The following is a 13,496-nucleotide window of genomic DNA, read 5'->3' as shown; positions in this document are numbered from 1 at the left end:
AAAAGAAATAATTTAGTTACAAAATGTATGTTTCAAATGAGCATATGTAACATGTATGAAAGATATTATATGATAATTTTTGGTGACTGACAATAAAAATGTAAGATTATTGCTTGTGTAATTTTCAAATGAAAAGAAGGGATTTAATATAATTATACAGAATATTTAGATAATAGGAGGTGTCGAATTTTGAGTGAAATTGAATTAAAAAGGAATGTAATTAAGACAGGGAGTGAGAAGAGCATCATTTTTCGGTTTATACTTGCTAGTCTCGTTGGGGTGTTTATGTTTTTCGTACCGGTTACGATAAACGATGCTTCTTCCATAATGATTGATCATATCGTGTCGTGGATTAGAGCTTCGGTTCCAAGCGTAGTACCTTATTACGCACTACTCGTTATGATAGTGGGTGCGATTTATCCGTTTTATACGAAGAAATGGAAGGCATCTATTGTAGATATTTGTTTTTCGATTTTAAAAGTAGTTGGCGTCGTTTTCGGTGTATTATATTGTTTGAAAGTAGGGCCAGCTTGGTTCTTTGCACCAGATGTAGGGCCGTTTTTGTATGAGAAACTAGTCATATCGGTGAGTTTACTCGTTCCGATTGGTTCGGCTTTTTTAGCATTATTAGTTGGATATGGATTGCTTGAATTTATCGGTACGTTTTGCCGTCCAATTATGAGACCGTTATGGAAAACACCAGGACGATCAGCAATTGATGCGGTTGCTTCCTTTGTGGGGAGTTATTCTTTGGCTTTATTAATTACGAATCGCGTGTATAAAGAAGGAAAGTATACGACAAAAGAAGCAGCTATTATCGCTACAGGCTTTTCTACAGTATCCGCAACATTTATGATCATCATCGCAAAAACATTAGACATTATGCATGTATGGAATGTTTATTTTTGGACGACTCTCGTTGTAACATTCATCGTAACTGCTATCACCGTAAGACTCCCGCCCCTTAGTAGAAAACCAGATACATATGTAACGGAAGAAGGGTTCCCAGAGCCTGTTTATAAAGAGAGAATGTTAGAACGCGCTTGGGAAGATGCATTAGAAGTATCAAAAACTGCACCGAGCGTTATGAAAAATATCGCAGTGAACTTAAAAGACGGTTTTATTATGACAATGGGAATTTTACCATCTATTATGTCTGTAGGGTTAATTGGTATCGTCTTAGCGAAGTTCACACCAATATTTGATTGGGTCAGCTATATTTTTTATCCTTTTACATGGGCTTTACAACTGCCAGAAGCAGACTTAGCTGCTAAAGCGGCATCCGTCGGTATTGCAGAAATGTTTTTACCATCATTATTAGTAGTTAGTGCACCACTTGTGACAAAGTTTGTCATTGCGGTCGTTTCGGTATCATCTATATTGTTCTTCTCAGCTTCCATCCCTTGTATTTTATCGACAGATATTCCGTTAAAAGTATCAGAACTTATTATTCTGTACGTACAAAGAACGATATTAACATTGCTTATCATTACGCCGATTGCTTATTTGTTGCTTTAAAAAGAAAAAGTATTGTCAAAGTCATTTTAAATTTATAAAGATAGAGTAACGACAAGGGGAAAGGTATAAAAAGTAGAATTAAAAATATTAGTAGTATACATGTGGTAACTGTTACTTTAAAGTTTTAAAAAGATACAACTAAACAAAAGAATCCTTCTGTAAAAGAAAGGATTCTTTTGTTTGTTATTTTTATTTGTTGTTCGTATATGAGGTAATACTTCTTAAGAAAATTCCTAACCCTGCAAAAAAGAATCCTAAACATAATAAGCTGCCTGGCGTTCCCCAAGTGATTTGATCTAGCATTTTTATATCCTCCCATTTACCCCATATTAATTAACTGTAAAACTTTCACCGATTAAAGTTCCACTGTATTATTATATAGTATTTTTTGGTTATCATCCATATTTATCCATGCTATCAAACTGAAAAAGTGATCTATAAATGAAAAACAATAATCTATTTGTAGAAAAAAGAGCGTTTTTGCTGTGCAAATTTTTAAAGAACGCACATTAGACCAGTAGAAAAAGAAAAATTTCAAATGAAACGAAACCAATATAAATGTAGCTTGATACAATGAGATGTAAACGGTATTTGTTAGAGATTTTTGGTTGATTATGATGTGAGAAGTTATTAATAATTGAATGTAAGTGAATTTTAAAATAGGTTTTAATATCTTTATATCTATATAATGAAGTTTTATTTTGTGTGATATAGTAAGAAAAAGGGGGCTTACAAATGGAAATCATTCACGAAAGAGTAAAGTTACGGTTAATGGATAGTGATGATGTCGAAACTTTGTTTTCGATTGTAGAAGGAAATCGGGAAATTTGGGCGTATTTAATCTCTAAAATGGATAGTGTGCAAGATATGCAGCAATATGTTCAAAAAGCGATACAGGGTTATGGAAAAGGTACGCAAATACCTTTCGTTGTAGTGGATCAACAGACGAATACGATTGTAGGGAGTACACGTCTATATAATATTTCAGTGGAAGATAAAACAGTCGAGTTAGGACAAACGTGGTATCATCCAAGTGTGCAACGTACGAGTATAAATACAGAGTGTAAGTATATGCTTCTCCAGTATGCTTTTGAAAAATTGCATATGCTGAGGGTGCAAATTAAGACGGATGCAAGAAATGAAAAAGCACAACGAGCAATTGAAAGGTTAGGAGCCGTAAAAGAGGGCGTGCTTAGAAATGAAAGAAAATTACCGAATGGACATGTGAGAGATGCGGTTGTGTATAGTATTATCGCAAGCGAATGGCCAGTTGTGAAAGCTCGTCTATTAGAAAAATTAGAATTGTATAAAGAAAAGCTATAATTCGTGTTTTGAAAGGTATATTGTTTGTAATACATAAAAAATATACCTTTTTTCTTACAAAATGCTACTTTATTTTAATTCCTTTTGTTTCATCGTTCCCTTCTGAGAAAAAATTCGTTACAATGTAGTTGTATGGTAATAAACTTATGAATTTAAAACATGTAATGAAAACCGCAAATGAAAATGAATTGATAATCCTCAATTTTAAATGAAAACCCTTTTATACATAAATAACAAGTAAAGTTCCTTCTTTTAAATAAACTCAAACAAAACGATTTGATATAAATGTTTTTTTATAGAAGTATGGATGATGTACGGAGGCAATTACAAATGAAAGAAAATAAGAAGAGTAAGAAAAGACGAATCTTTCAAGTATTTTTACTAATGATTTGTTCTGCTATTTTATATGTAAGTTATGCAGCTTACGATATTTGGAGTTATCGTTTTAAAACAGATGATAGCGTGAAAACGGATGCTGGTATCGTACTAGGAGCAGCTTCTTGGAACGGAAAACCATCTCCTGTATTTAAAGAAAGAATTAATCATGCGATTTCCTTATATAAGAACGGAAATATTAAAAAGATTATTTTTACAGGTGGTACAAAGTTCGAGGCAGAGCTTGAGGAAGCGCGTACTGCAAGAGTATATGCAATGAAACAAGGTGTAAAAGAGGAAGATATTTTAATTGAAACAAAATCCCTTTTCACTGAAGAAAATTTAAAGAATGCGAAGGAAGTTGGAATAGAGAACGGAATACGCACATACACGATTGTAAGTGATCCACTTCATATGAAACGAGCAATGAGAATCGCAAAACATATTAATATTGAAGCATATGCTTCACCAACGCCGACATCAGCATATAAAACGTTAGATACAGAAATACCATTCTTCTTTAAAGAATTATTCTCGTATATTGGATATGTAACCTCGTTGCCACTAAAGGCATTGAAGGGGGACTAATAAGAAAAGAACCTATCCTAAAATAGGAACTTTTCTTATTAGTCAAAAACATTGTATTTTTATCGGAATAGTGAAACAATAGAGAGGTAGCTTCATATAATCATAATGACAAAATGAACGGTTTATGAATCGAGCATAAAGGAGATTATAGTATGGCACTCTCATTTGTTGAAACAGAAAAACAATCTTTCATTATTGAACAAATAAATAAATTGATTCCGAATTTCATGGAAAGGGAGCATCGACTAAGTGAATTAGGATCATTTCCGTATGAAAATATAAATGATTTGAAAGATATCGGGTATACGAAATTAACGTTACCGAAGGAATTTGGTGGTAGTGCGATTTCTTTATATGACTTCGTTTTATTTCAAGAAAAAATCGCGGAAGGTTGCGGAGCTACTGCATTATCGATTGGCTGGCATCTTGGTATTGTGAAAGAGCTAGGGGAAAATCGCTCTTGGAATGATGAGATGTTCAAATGGTTTTGCGAAGAAGTGCGTAATGGTGCGCTCTTTAACAGGGCAGCAACAGAACCGAAAACAGGGAGTCCGACGCGTGGCGGTAAACCAGAAACAATAGCGGTTCAACAAGGCGAGAAGTGGGTTATAAATGGAAGGAAAACTTTTACAACAATGGCACCAGTACTTGATTATTTTATTATTTCAGCGAGTATGGAAGGCCAAGAAGAAGTTGGTGAGTTTGTCATTCCAAGAAATACACTCGGTGTATCCATTGAAGAAACGTGGGATAGCGTTGCAATGCGAGGGACTGCTAGTCACGACCTTGTCTTACAAAATGTAGAGTTAGACAACCGCTTTTTTACGGATGTAAAAAGCGGGAAAGTGAAACAAAAGGGTATTGGCTGGTTGCTACATATACCAGCATGTTATTTAGGAATTGCACAATCAGCAAGAAATTATGCAGTTCAGTTTGCGGGATCATACAAACCAAATAGTTTAAACCATTCTATTAGTTTATTACCGAATGTTAGAAGATTAGTTGGAGAATTAGAACTCGAGCTTATGCAAGCTCGCGTCTTTTTATATCAAATTGCGAAAAAATACGATGAGGCAGAAGATAAACTATCACTGCAAGCCGAATTAGCGGCAGTGAAATACGCCGTAACAAATGCGGCAATATCCATAGTGGATAAATCAATGCGCATCGTAGGAGCAAAAAGTTTATCAGAAAAAAATCCGCTTCACCGTTACTATTTAAACGTTAGAGCAGGACTACACAATCCGCCGATGGATGATGCAACACTATCTATGTTGGCGGATGCGGCGTTTCGGTCGTAGTTAAAAATATATTAGTCAAGATTTAGAAGATCCTATTGCAGGATCTTCTTTTTTATAATTGATAGATTTCATATTACTATTTTCAAATTTGAGGTAGTTCTATTAAATTAGTAATCATATTCATTGAAAATTATGCGTAAGAATATAGTAAATGAAGGGAGATATAAAATGAATAAAGTGAAACTAAAAGTATTTAATATAAAGTATGTAATGATATGTATTTTATTCACGATTATATGTATTCTCACTTCATTCTTCATTTCTAGTAATTCAAACGTATTTAAATCGTATTATATTAATCAATTATTAGGAACGAATTCTACTAAAGGTCTTATGTATATGATAGGAAGTGAAAATCGTTATTTTGTAGAAGAATTTCATAAAGAAAAAGGACGAGCGTCTTTGGAATCTTTTTTACTTTCACTTTCTACAAACATTAATGTAAATGACCTCCGCAGTTTATTAACGCGAGAACTTCCAAATATGAATCAATTTTATTCCGAAATATTAATTGCGGGGGAAGGAACAGATTATACGAACATTCCTGAAGAATCAAGCATTCCTTTAGAGAATATTAAAGATAAAGGTACTGCTGTTAAACACCCAAAGAGTGAGAAAGAGAACAACTCAAATACACAAAATAACGGTGAAAATAAAGTTTTTATTTATCATACACATAGTTGGGAGTCGTTTATTCCTCTCATTCCAGGGGCTACTATACCTGATGATGCCTCTAGTACAAATAATGAAGTGAACATTACGTTTGTTGGAAATTATTTAAAACAAAAGTTAGAAGAAAAAGGAATAGGCGTTTCACATGATACGACGAATATGAGAGATTTTCTACGAAATAAAAATTTAAACTGGGCCCAATCTTATAAAGGGTCTCGTCAAATATTACAAGATAAATTAGCACAAGATAAAAATATTATGTTTCCCATTGATCTTCATAGGGATGATGCACGAAAAAATATTACGAAGAAAACGATTAATGGAAAGGATTATGCTCGGCTTTATTTTATTTTAGGACGAGAAAATCCTAACTATGAAAAAAATAAAAAAATAGTAACGGCAATAAATTCATATTTAGATGAGAAGTATTACGGTTTAAGCCGAGGGATTTTTATTAAAGATCGTAAAAGCGGGAATGGAGTATATAATCAAGATCTTTCTCCAAATGCTCTACTTATTGAAATGGGAGGGGTAGATAATACACCAGAAGAACTGTATGCTTCCGTTGACGCATTAGTAGAAGCATTTAGCCACTATTATAATGAAGTAGTTAAGAAAAATAACTAAAATAAAAAAGGAGTGACACCTATTCAGAGTTTCTAGGGGGTTACTCCTTTTTGTAAAATATAAAATCACCAATAGATGTTAGTAGTTAAAAAAATCTTTCTTTTCATTCTTCTTTTTATCGTTTTATAGGAGAATACTATGCTTCTTATTTCACCTACTGTATAATAAGAAAAAAGCACGAAAAGAGGTCATCTCATGCTAGAGGTTATTGCAACATGTTTAGAAGATGTGAAACGAATTGAACGAGCTGGTGGGAAGCGAATTGAATTAATTACATCTTATACAGAGGGTGGTTTAACGCCGAGTTATGCATTAATTAAAAAAGCGGTAGAAACAGTACATATACCGATTCACGTTATGATTCGTCCGCATGCGAAGTCTTTTACATATACGGAAGAAGAAATTGAAATGATGAAGGAAGATATTGTAGTTGCTCAGAAATTAGGAGTAGCTGGTGTTGTATTAGGTGTATTAAATGAACGAAATGAAGTGGATGAAAAGAAACTAGCGGATTTATTATCTGTGGTAGACGGGATAAATGTTACATATCACCGTGCAATAGACGACACAGAAAATCCAGTAGAAGCGATGAGAACTTTAAAGAAGTTTCATAAAGTGACTCACGTCTTAACTTCAGGTGGACAAGGAAATATAGTAGAGAATATTCCGGTGCTTACAGAAATGCAAAAGGTAAGTGATGGTCAAATTCAACTTGTTGTTGGAGCTGGCGTGACGAAAGAAAATATAAGGAGATTGCTAGATGAAACTGGAATTTCGCAAGCTCATGTCGGTACAGCGGTAAGAGAAGGAAAATCATGTTTTGCTGACATTGATCTTAATTTAGTACAAGAATTAGTTCGAATCATAAAATAAATGCGTAAGAAAGAGGAGAAACGATGAAGGAAAATACGAAGAAAGAATTATTCTCATGGGCGAAAACGATAGGATTTACCCTTGTATTAATCGCAATTATTCGCGGTGTTTTATTTACACCGTCATTAGTACAAGGCGAATCGATGATGCCCACTTTAGAAAATAACGAACGAGTTCTCGTGAATAAGATTGGTTATAGTATAAGTGGATTAGAACGCTTTGATATTATCGTCTTCCACGGAAAAGAAGGATATGATTTAGTAAAACGAGTAATTGGTTTACCAGGCGATACAGTTGAGTATAAAAATGATGTGTTATATGTAAACGGAAAAGCGATGGAAGAACCATATTTAAAAGAGTTTAAAGAAAAAGCAGCAGGCCGTGTATTAACTCCAGACTTTACGTTAGAACAAATCACAGGAAAAACGAAAGTGCCAGAAGGTCAAGTGTTTGTTTTAGGGGATAATCGTGAAGTTTCTAAAGATGGTCGTATGTTTGGATTTATTTCAGAAGATGAAATTGTCGGAAAAGGACAAGCTGTTTTCTGGCCGTTGAAACAAGTAAGAGCGTTATAAAGAAAGAAGTATGGGAGAAATATTCTTCCATACTTTTTTTATTGGGATTTTTAATTTAATGGTTTTGTAGAAACATGTACTTTGGAAAGTGAACCGTCTCTATTTCTAAAAAAAATTTTATATTTACCTTCAGGAAGCCAATCACTCCAATTTATACTAAATTCACTTATCGCTCGTTCCTCTGGTTGTAAAGCTCCGTCAATCATCCAAGCACCTTTAGCATTATATAAGGTATAACTAAAAGGAGAATCACCTGTATTTTGTACAAGAACGCTTAAGTTATCTCCACTAAAATAGTTGAAATTATAAGTAGTTGATCCGAAAAATGCAACGTCTTTGTTAGTTATGGCATGTTGTTCAATTTGAGAGTCTAGCTTCGTATCTTCATTTGTCGCAAACGTCACATGATAACTTAAACAAAAAGGTAGTATTATGGCAGGAATCACTAGCAACTTTTTCAAAAGAAACACTCCTTATATTTTATTTTGCATATATCATAATAAAATAAATATTTTAAAATGATAATATCCTGATGTGAAAATTTACAAATATATGTAATGATTTACGCTTAATTTAACTTACTGACAAAACATAAAGGTAAAGCAGCTGAAAAATATATTGATAGAATTGAAAGAATATTTTATAATTTTAAATTATATGTTTGTTTCGAAAAACGGAATTTAAGTTCCGAAATTCGGAATAAGAGGGAGATAGAATGAGTATAAATAAAACGGCAGTTAAGACAATGGATATTTTACAGTTGTTTTATGAGCATGAAGAGCTAAGTTTAACAGAAATGGTTCAGCTTACAAGTATGCCGAAAACATCAGTTTATCGTTTAATTGGCTCGTTAGAAGAAATGGAGTTTTTACAAAAAAATGAAAAGGGGAAATATCGTCTAGGAGTCGTTTTTTTACGGTTCGGTCAACTTGTTTCACAAAGACTATCCGTAAGAAATATTGCGATTCCATATATGAAAGAGCTTAGAGATAGTTTAGGGCAGGCAGTTAATTTAATTATTCAAGATGGTAATGACGCGATTTATGTGGAAAAGATGGAAGGCGTTCAGCCTGTACGTGTGTATACGGCGGTTGGAAGACGAGCGCCACTTTATGCCGGTGCATGTCCGAGAATTTTACTATCGTATTTTTCTGAGGAAGAGAAACAGAAATACATAGAGGAAACGGATTTAAAACAATTTGCAGATGGAACAATCGTAGATAAGAAACAATTGTTAGAAGTGTTACAAATGGCGAAAAAGGAAGGACATACCATTAGTTATTCGGAGTTAGAAAATCATACAGCAGCTATAGCAGTGCCCATTTTCGCAAGCGACGGAACGGTTGTAGCAGGCATTAGTATTTCGGGATTAGCAATTGAGTACAGCGAAAGTAACATTCCATATTTTATCGCGAAGGTAAAAGAGACAGCGAATCGCATTTCGAAAGAACTCGGCTTTTTGGCATAGAAAGAGGGAGTAGGATGAAATTTTCTGCGTTAGGGGATCAAGCAATTATTGTTACATTTGGTGAAGGAATTGGAATGGATACTTATGAAAAAGTGCAGCGATTATTTCAAGCGCTGCAGCAACATCCGTTTGTAGGGATGGTTGAATGTGTTCCGTCGTTTACTTCATTAGCTGTTTACTACAATTTGTATGAAGTATGGAAGGAAAATGATAGAAAGATAAGACCGTATGATTACGTATGCCAATATATAACTGGAATGTTCGATACGTATAAGGAAGAGCTGAAACGAGATGTGAAACATATTTCTATACCCGTTTGTTACGGGGGAGAATATGGACCTGATTTAGAAGAGGTCGCACATTATCACGGTTTACAAGTAGAAGATGTCATTCGCATACATAGTGAAACAACGTATTTTGTGTATATGTTAGGTTTTACACCAGGATTCCCGTATTTAGGAGGACTATCAAAAGAACTAGAAACACCTAGAAAAGAAACACCGCGGTTACAAATCTCTCCTGGTTCGGTAGGAATCGGCGGAAATCAAACAGGTATTTATCCACTTGAAACACCGGGTGGATGGAATATTATTGGACGAACACCAATCTCCTTATTTAATCCGGAAGAAAAAACACCAACCTATATTCAAAGTGGTATGTATTTACGATTTATCCCAATAACGAAGGAAGAGTACGTATCACTTGAGGGGGCTAAAGAATGGATGTAGAAGTTTTGCATGCGGGAATGTTTACAACAGTCCAAGATTTAGGACGGTCTCATTACCAACAATACGGCGTACCTGTTGGCGGGGCTATGGATCAAAGTGCACTTCGGATGATCAATATGTTAGTTGGTAATGAAGAAAATGAAGCGGCACTCGAAATGACAATTATGGGACCTAAATTGTTAATAAAGAAAACGACGTTACTCGCGATTGGCGGTGCGGATATGGAACCGTTATTGAATGGGGAGCGTATACCATTATGGCGTCCCATTTTAGTGGAAGAAGGTAGCATGCTTTGCTTTGGAAAAGTGAATAGTGGTTGCAGAGCGTATGTAACTTTTGCAGGTGGTATACATATTGATTGTACGATGGGAAGCAAAAGTACTTACATACGTGCTGCGATTGGTGGTATCGAAGGAAGGATGCTGAAAAAAGGAGATTATTTTCAAATTGGTGAACGATCAGAAATGGCAAATTGTTTCATTCAAGACTTACAAAAGGATGAGCGCATAAAAACAAAATGGGCAATTAGTAGCAGCGTACGACCAAAATATAAGAAAAATCCTAAACTTCGCGTCATAACTGATTTTGAATATGATCAATTTACAGAAGAAAGCAAAAAGGCATTTTTTACGAAAGAGTATAAAGTATCTAATTACGCTGATCGTATGGGTTATAGGGTTGAAGGAGAAATTTTAAATAGAGCCGTTGAAAAAGAGATTTTATCGAGCCCTGTTACATTTGGAACCATTCAAGTTCCTAATGGTGGACAGCCGATTATATTAATGTCAGATAGGCAAACGACAGGTGGCTATCCGAGAATGGGAAATATCATTTCAGTAGATTTACCTCTTCTTGCCCAGCTAAAACCTGGGGACTATGTTTCTTTTGAGAAAATTACGCTTGAAGAAGCGGAACAATTGTACATAGAACAAGAAGTAAATATGAATCTATTAAAGAAATTCATTGTTTTACGAAGCTGAAATTAGGAGGGGAACAGTGTGACTACAATTGATTTAAACTGTGATTTAGGAGAAAGTTTTGGCGCTTATAAAATGGGGAATGATGATGAAATTCTTCCGTTCGTATCCTCTATAAATGTTGCTTGCGGTTTTCATGCAGGTGATCCGTCCGTTATGCGGCAAACAGTTGAAAAGGCAATGCAGCATAACGTAGCGATAGGGGCACACCCAGGTTTTCCAGACTTAATTGGATTTGGTAGAAGGAACATGAACGTTTCAGTAAGTGAAGTATACGATTATGTTTTATATCAAATTGGCGCATTAGACGCATTTGTGAAAGCGGCAGGCGGGAAAATGCTTCATGTGAAACCACACGGTGCTCTATATAATATGGCGGCAACTAATCCGGAAATTGCAGATGCAATCGCAAAGGCAATGTATCATATGAATCCAAATCTATTACTTTACGGATTAGCAAATAGCGAGGCGTTTATACAGGCTGCGGAAAAATACAATATAACTCTTGTACAAGAAGCTTTTGCAGATCGTACGTATAAGCAAGATGGAACATTAACGAGTCGTACGGAAGAAAATGCGCTTATAAAAAATGAAGAAGAAGCGATAAAGCAAGTGCTTCAAATGGTGAAAGAAGGCTATGTAAATTCGGTGAATGGAGAGAAAGTAGCCGTTCAGGCGCAGACGATTTGTTTACACGGTGATGGAGAAAAAGCAGTACAATTTGCGGGAATAATATACAGAACATTCGAACATAATGGTATTGCTATTTGTGCACCGGAATAAAAAAATGAGGGGAAGTGTTGGAATTGGTGAAATTAATTGGGATATTATTAGTTGCAGTGGGCTTTTTATTTAGATTAAATACACTGTTAGTCGTTATGGTTGCAGGTATTGTTACGGGGATGGTTTCAGGATTAAGTTTTTATGATGTGATCAGCATGTTCGGTAAATTTTTCATAGAAAATAGATATATGTCTATGCCTATCATACTAACTTTACCGGTAATCGGAATTTTAGAGCGTTACGGTTTGAAAGAAAGAGCAGAAGCACTTATAACGAAATCAAAAGGCGCAACAACTGGAAGAGTATTAATGTCATATTTTACGATAAGAGAATCATCAGCAGCACTAGGTCTTAATATTGGTGGTCATGCACAAACGGTAAGGCCGCTCGTTGCACCGATGGCAGAAGGGGCTGCGCAAGGTAAATACGGTAAGCTACCTGAAAAGTTAAGAGAAAAAATTAAAGCAAATGCAGCGGCTGCGGAAAATACAGCTTGGTTTTTCGGAGAAGATATTTTTATCGCAACTGGTGCTATTTTATTAATGAAAGGGTTCTTCGATTCAGTAGGTATGCATGTCGGTGTATGGGATATGGCGCTTTGGGGTATTCCAACTGCAATATCTGCACTTATTGTAAGCTGGATCAGATTTAGAAGGTTTGATAAATATATAGCAAAAACGATGGAAGCAAAAGAAAAAGAAGAGAAGGAGGCAATATAAAATGAACATCATCACAATGGATACAATCTACTATGTATTAGGTATAATTGTTGCCTTTATCGCTGTTCGTATCGCATTCGATCGTGAGCATCCAAATCGATTTGGTTCTAGTCTATTTTGGGCATTGTTTGCAGTTACATTTTTATTTGGAAATGTAATCCCTTCGTTTTACGTTGGTTGTATTGTACTCGCTATGGTTGTGTTAGCTTCACTAAATAAAGTAACAAAATCAGAGGAGAAAGAAGTTCCAGTACAAGAACGTGTAAAACATGCGGAGAAATTAAAAAATAAAATCTTTATGCCTGCACTATTAATTCCTATTTTTACAATTATCGGTACGTTAACGTTAGGAAAAATAAAATGGGGAAATGTTTCCCTTGTTGATCCAGATAAAGTAACATTAGTTGCATTGGCACTAGGAGCATTACTTGCATTCGTTGCGGCAATGCGAATTACAAAATCAAAAATAACAACGCCTGTACAAGAAGGAAGCAGACTATTGCAAGCTGTCGGTTGGGCTGTTATTTTACCACAAATGTTAGCAGCTCTTGGCGGTATTTTCGCGAAGTCTGGCGTTGGACAAGTCGTTTCAGATTTAGTTGGACAAGTATTACCGACAGAGTATCCGTTCGTTGCTGTTATGGCGTACTGTTTAGGAATGATGCTCTTCACAGTCGTAATGGGAAATGCTTTCGCAGCGTTTGCTGTTATTACTGGCGGAATTGGCTTACCTTTAATTGTGCAAATGCACGGCGGGAATCCAGCGATTATGGCAGCGCTCGGTATGTTTGCTGGATATTGCGGAACGCTACTTACGCCAATGGCAGCAAACTTTAATATCGTTCCGGCAATGCTTTTAGAACTAAAAGATAAAAATGCCGTTATTAAAGCACAAGTACCAATTGCTCTTTCAATCTTTATCATAAATATGTTTATTATGTACGGCTTAGTATATCGTTTCTAATAGGA

14 protein-coding genes are annotated in these 13,496 nt (G+C 35.2%); 13 read left to right on the top strand and 1 reads right to left on the bottom strand.

What is annotated here, in order from left to right; translation table 11 throughout:
* Positions 1–189 precede the first annotated feature (189 nt).
* The 7 genes from EKQ63_RS16300 (at position 190) to lepB (ending at position 7,852) form a co-directional block, all read left to right on the top strand.
* The gene (locus EKQ63_RS16300) at positions 190–1,518 is read left to right on the top strand and encodes a YjiH family protein (RefSeq protein WP_087997131.1); all 1,329 of its coding nucleotides are present in this window, start codon (positions 190–192) and stop codon (positions 1,516–1,518) included.
* Positions 1,519–2,253: 735 nt separating this feature from the next.
* On the top strand, positions 2,254–2,841 hold the full coding sequence (locus EKQ63_RS16295; protein ID WP_087953224.1) for a GNAT family N-acetyltransferase: 588 nt from the start codon (positions 2,254–2,256) through the stop codon (positions 2,839–2,841).
* 330 nt (positions 2,842–3,171) lie between these two features.
* The gene (locus tag EKQ63_RS16290; RefSeq protein WP_000662223.1) at positions 3,172–3,804 is read left to right on the top strand and encodes a YdcF family protein; all 633 of its coding nucleotides are present in this window, start codon (positions 3,172–3,174) and stop codon (positions 3,802–3,804) included.
* A 152-nt stretch (positions 3,805–3,956) separates the two neighbouring features.
* Positions 3,957–5,105 (top strand): acyl-CoA dehydrogenase family protein, encoded by a 1,149-nt coding sequence (locus EKQ63_RS16285; protein ID WP_088327556.1) that lies wholly within the window; start codon positions 3,957–3,959, stop codon positions 5,103–5,105.
* Between the two features lie 168 nt (positions 5,106–5,273).
* Positions 5,274–6,404 (top strand): stage II sporulation protein P, encoded by a 1,131-nt coding sequence (gene spoIIP / locus EKQ63_RS16280; protein WP_143881270.1) that lies wholly within the window; start codon positions 5,274–5,276, stop codon positions 6,402–6,404.
* A 195-nt stretch (positions 6,405–6,599) separates the two neighbouring features.
* On the top strand, positions 6,600–7,277 hold the full coding sequence (locus tag EKQ63_RS16275; RefSeq protein ID WP_087953227.1) for a copper homeostasis protein CutC: 678 nt from the start codon (positions 6,600–6,602) through the stop codon (positions 7,275–7,277).
* A gap of 23 nt (positions 7,278–7,300) precedes the next feature.
* Entirely contained in the window at positions 7,301–7,852 is a 552-nt protein-coding gene (gene lepB / locus EKQ63_RS16270; protein WP_000662493.1) for a signal peptidase I, read from the top strand.
* Between the two features lie 50 nt (positions 7,853–7,902).
* Here lepB and EKQ63_RS16265 read toward each other — a convergent pair whose 3' ends face one another.
* The gene (locus EKQ63_RS16265; RefSeq protein ID WP_143881269.1) at positions 7,903–8,313 is read right to left on the bottom strand and encodes a hypothetical protein; all 411 of its coding nucleotides are present in this window, start codon (positions 8,311–8,313) and stop codon (positions 7,903–7,905) included.
* Between the two features lie 254 nt (positions 8,314–8,567).
* Between EKQ63_RS16265 and EKQ63_RS16260 the strand changes: the two genes are divergently transcribed.
* From EKQ63_RS16260 to EKQ63_RS16235, 6 genes are read left to right on the top strand one after another with little or no spacing between them, the layout of a single operon-like run.
* Positions 8,568–9,320 (top strand): IclR family transcriptional regulator, encoded by a 753-nt coding sequence (locus EKQ63_RS16260; RefSeq protein ID WP_000026404.1) that lies wholly within the window; start codon positions 8,568–8,570, stop codon positions 9,318–9,320.
* A gap of 14 nt (positions 9,321–9,334) precedes the next feature.
* Positions 9,335–10,048, top strand: a complete 714-nt coding sequence (gene pxpB / locus EKQ63_RS16255; RefSeq protein WP_000672296.1) for a 5-oxoprolinase subunit PxpB — start codon at positions 9,335–9,337, stop codon at positions 10,046–10,048.
* Positions 10,039–11,028 (top strand): 5-oxoprolinase subunit C family protein, encoded by a 990-nt coding sequence (locus EKQ63_RS16250; protein WP_087953230.1) that lies wholly within the window; start codon positions 10,039–10,041, stop codon positions 11,026–11,028. Before pxpB ends, EKQ63_RS16250 begins: the two co-directional genes overlap by 10 nt.
* Positions 11,029–11,046: 18 nt before the next feature.
* Positions 11,047–11,808, top strand: a complete 762-nt coding sequence (pxpA, locus tag EKQ63_RS16245) for a 5-oxoprolinase subunit PxpA (RefSeq protein ID WP_087953231.1) — start codon at positions 11,047–11,049, stop codon at positions 11,806–11,808.
* 23 nt (positions 11,809–11,831) lie between these two features.
* Positions 11,832–12,527, top strand: coding sequence for a DUF969 domain-containing protein (locus EKQ63_RS16240; protein ID WP_113742674.1), 696 nt, complete (start codon positions 11,832–11,834; stop codon positions 12,525–12,527).
* A 1-nt stretch (position 12,528) separates the two neighbouring features.
* Entirely contained in the window at positions 12,529–13,491 is a 963-nt protein-coding gene (locus EKQ63_RS16235) for a DUF979 domain-containing protein (RefSeq protein WP_001021658.1), read from the top strand.
* Positions 13,492–13,496: the final 5 nt, after the last annotated feature.

The sequence above is a fragment of the Bacillus sp. BD59S genome (assembly GCF_007363175.1).
Taxonomy (GTDB): Bacteria; Bacillota; Bacilli; order Bacillales; family Bacillaceae_G; genus Bacillus_A; species Bacillus_A pacificus.
Note: the sequence above shows the minus strand (reverse complement) of the source record. Positions and strands in the feature narration are given on the sequence as shown.

Excerpts from the sequence above, each read along its gene's own strand:
- EKQ63_RS16295 (WP_087953224.1), top strand. The coding sequence starts at position 2,254 with ATGGAAATCATTCACGAAAGAGTAAAGTTACGGTTAATGGATAGTGAT.
- EKQ63_RS16290 (WP_000662223.1), top strand. The coding sequence starts at position 3,172 with ATGAAAGAAAATAAGAAGAGTAAGAAAAGACGAATCTTTCAAGTATTT.
- EKQ63_RS16285 (WP_088327556.1), top strand. The coding sequence starts at position 3,957 with ATGGCACTCTCATTTGTTGAAACAGAAAAACAATCTTTCATTATTGAA.
- spoIIP (WP_143881270.1), top strand. The coding sequence starts at position 5,274 with ATGAATAAAGTGAAACTAAAAGTATTTAATATAAAGTATGTAATGATA.
- EKQ63_RS16275 (WP_087953227.1), top strand. The coding sequence starts at position 6,600 with ATGCTAGAGGTTATTGCAACATGTTTAGAAGATGTGAAACGAATTGAA.
- lepB (WP_000662493.1), top strand. The coding sequence starts at position 7,301 with ATGAAGGAAAATACGAAGAAAGAATTATTCTCATGGGCGAAAACGATA.
- EKQ63_RS16260 (WP_000026404.1), top strand. The coding sequence starts at position 8,568 with ATGAGTATAAATAAAACGGCAGTTAAGACAATGGATATTTTACAGTTG.
- pxpB (WP_000672296.1), top strand. The coding sequence starts at position 9,335 with ATGAAATTTTCTGCGTTAGGGGATCAAGCAATTATTGTTACATTTGGT.
- EKQ63_RS16250 (WP_087953230.1), top strand. The coding sequence starts at position 10,039 with ATGGATGTAGAAGTTTTGCATGCGGGAATGTTTACAACAGTCCAAGAT.
- EKQ63_RS16235 (WP_001021658.1), top strand. The coding sequence starts at position 12,529 with ATGAACATCATCACAATGGATACAATCTACTATGTATTAGGTATAATT.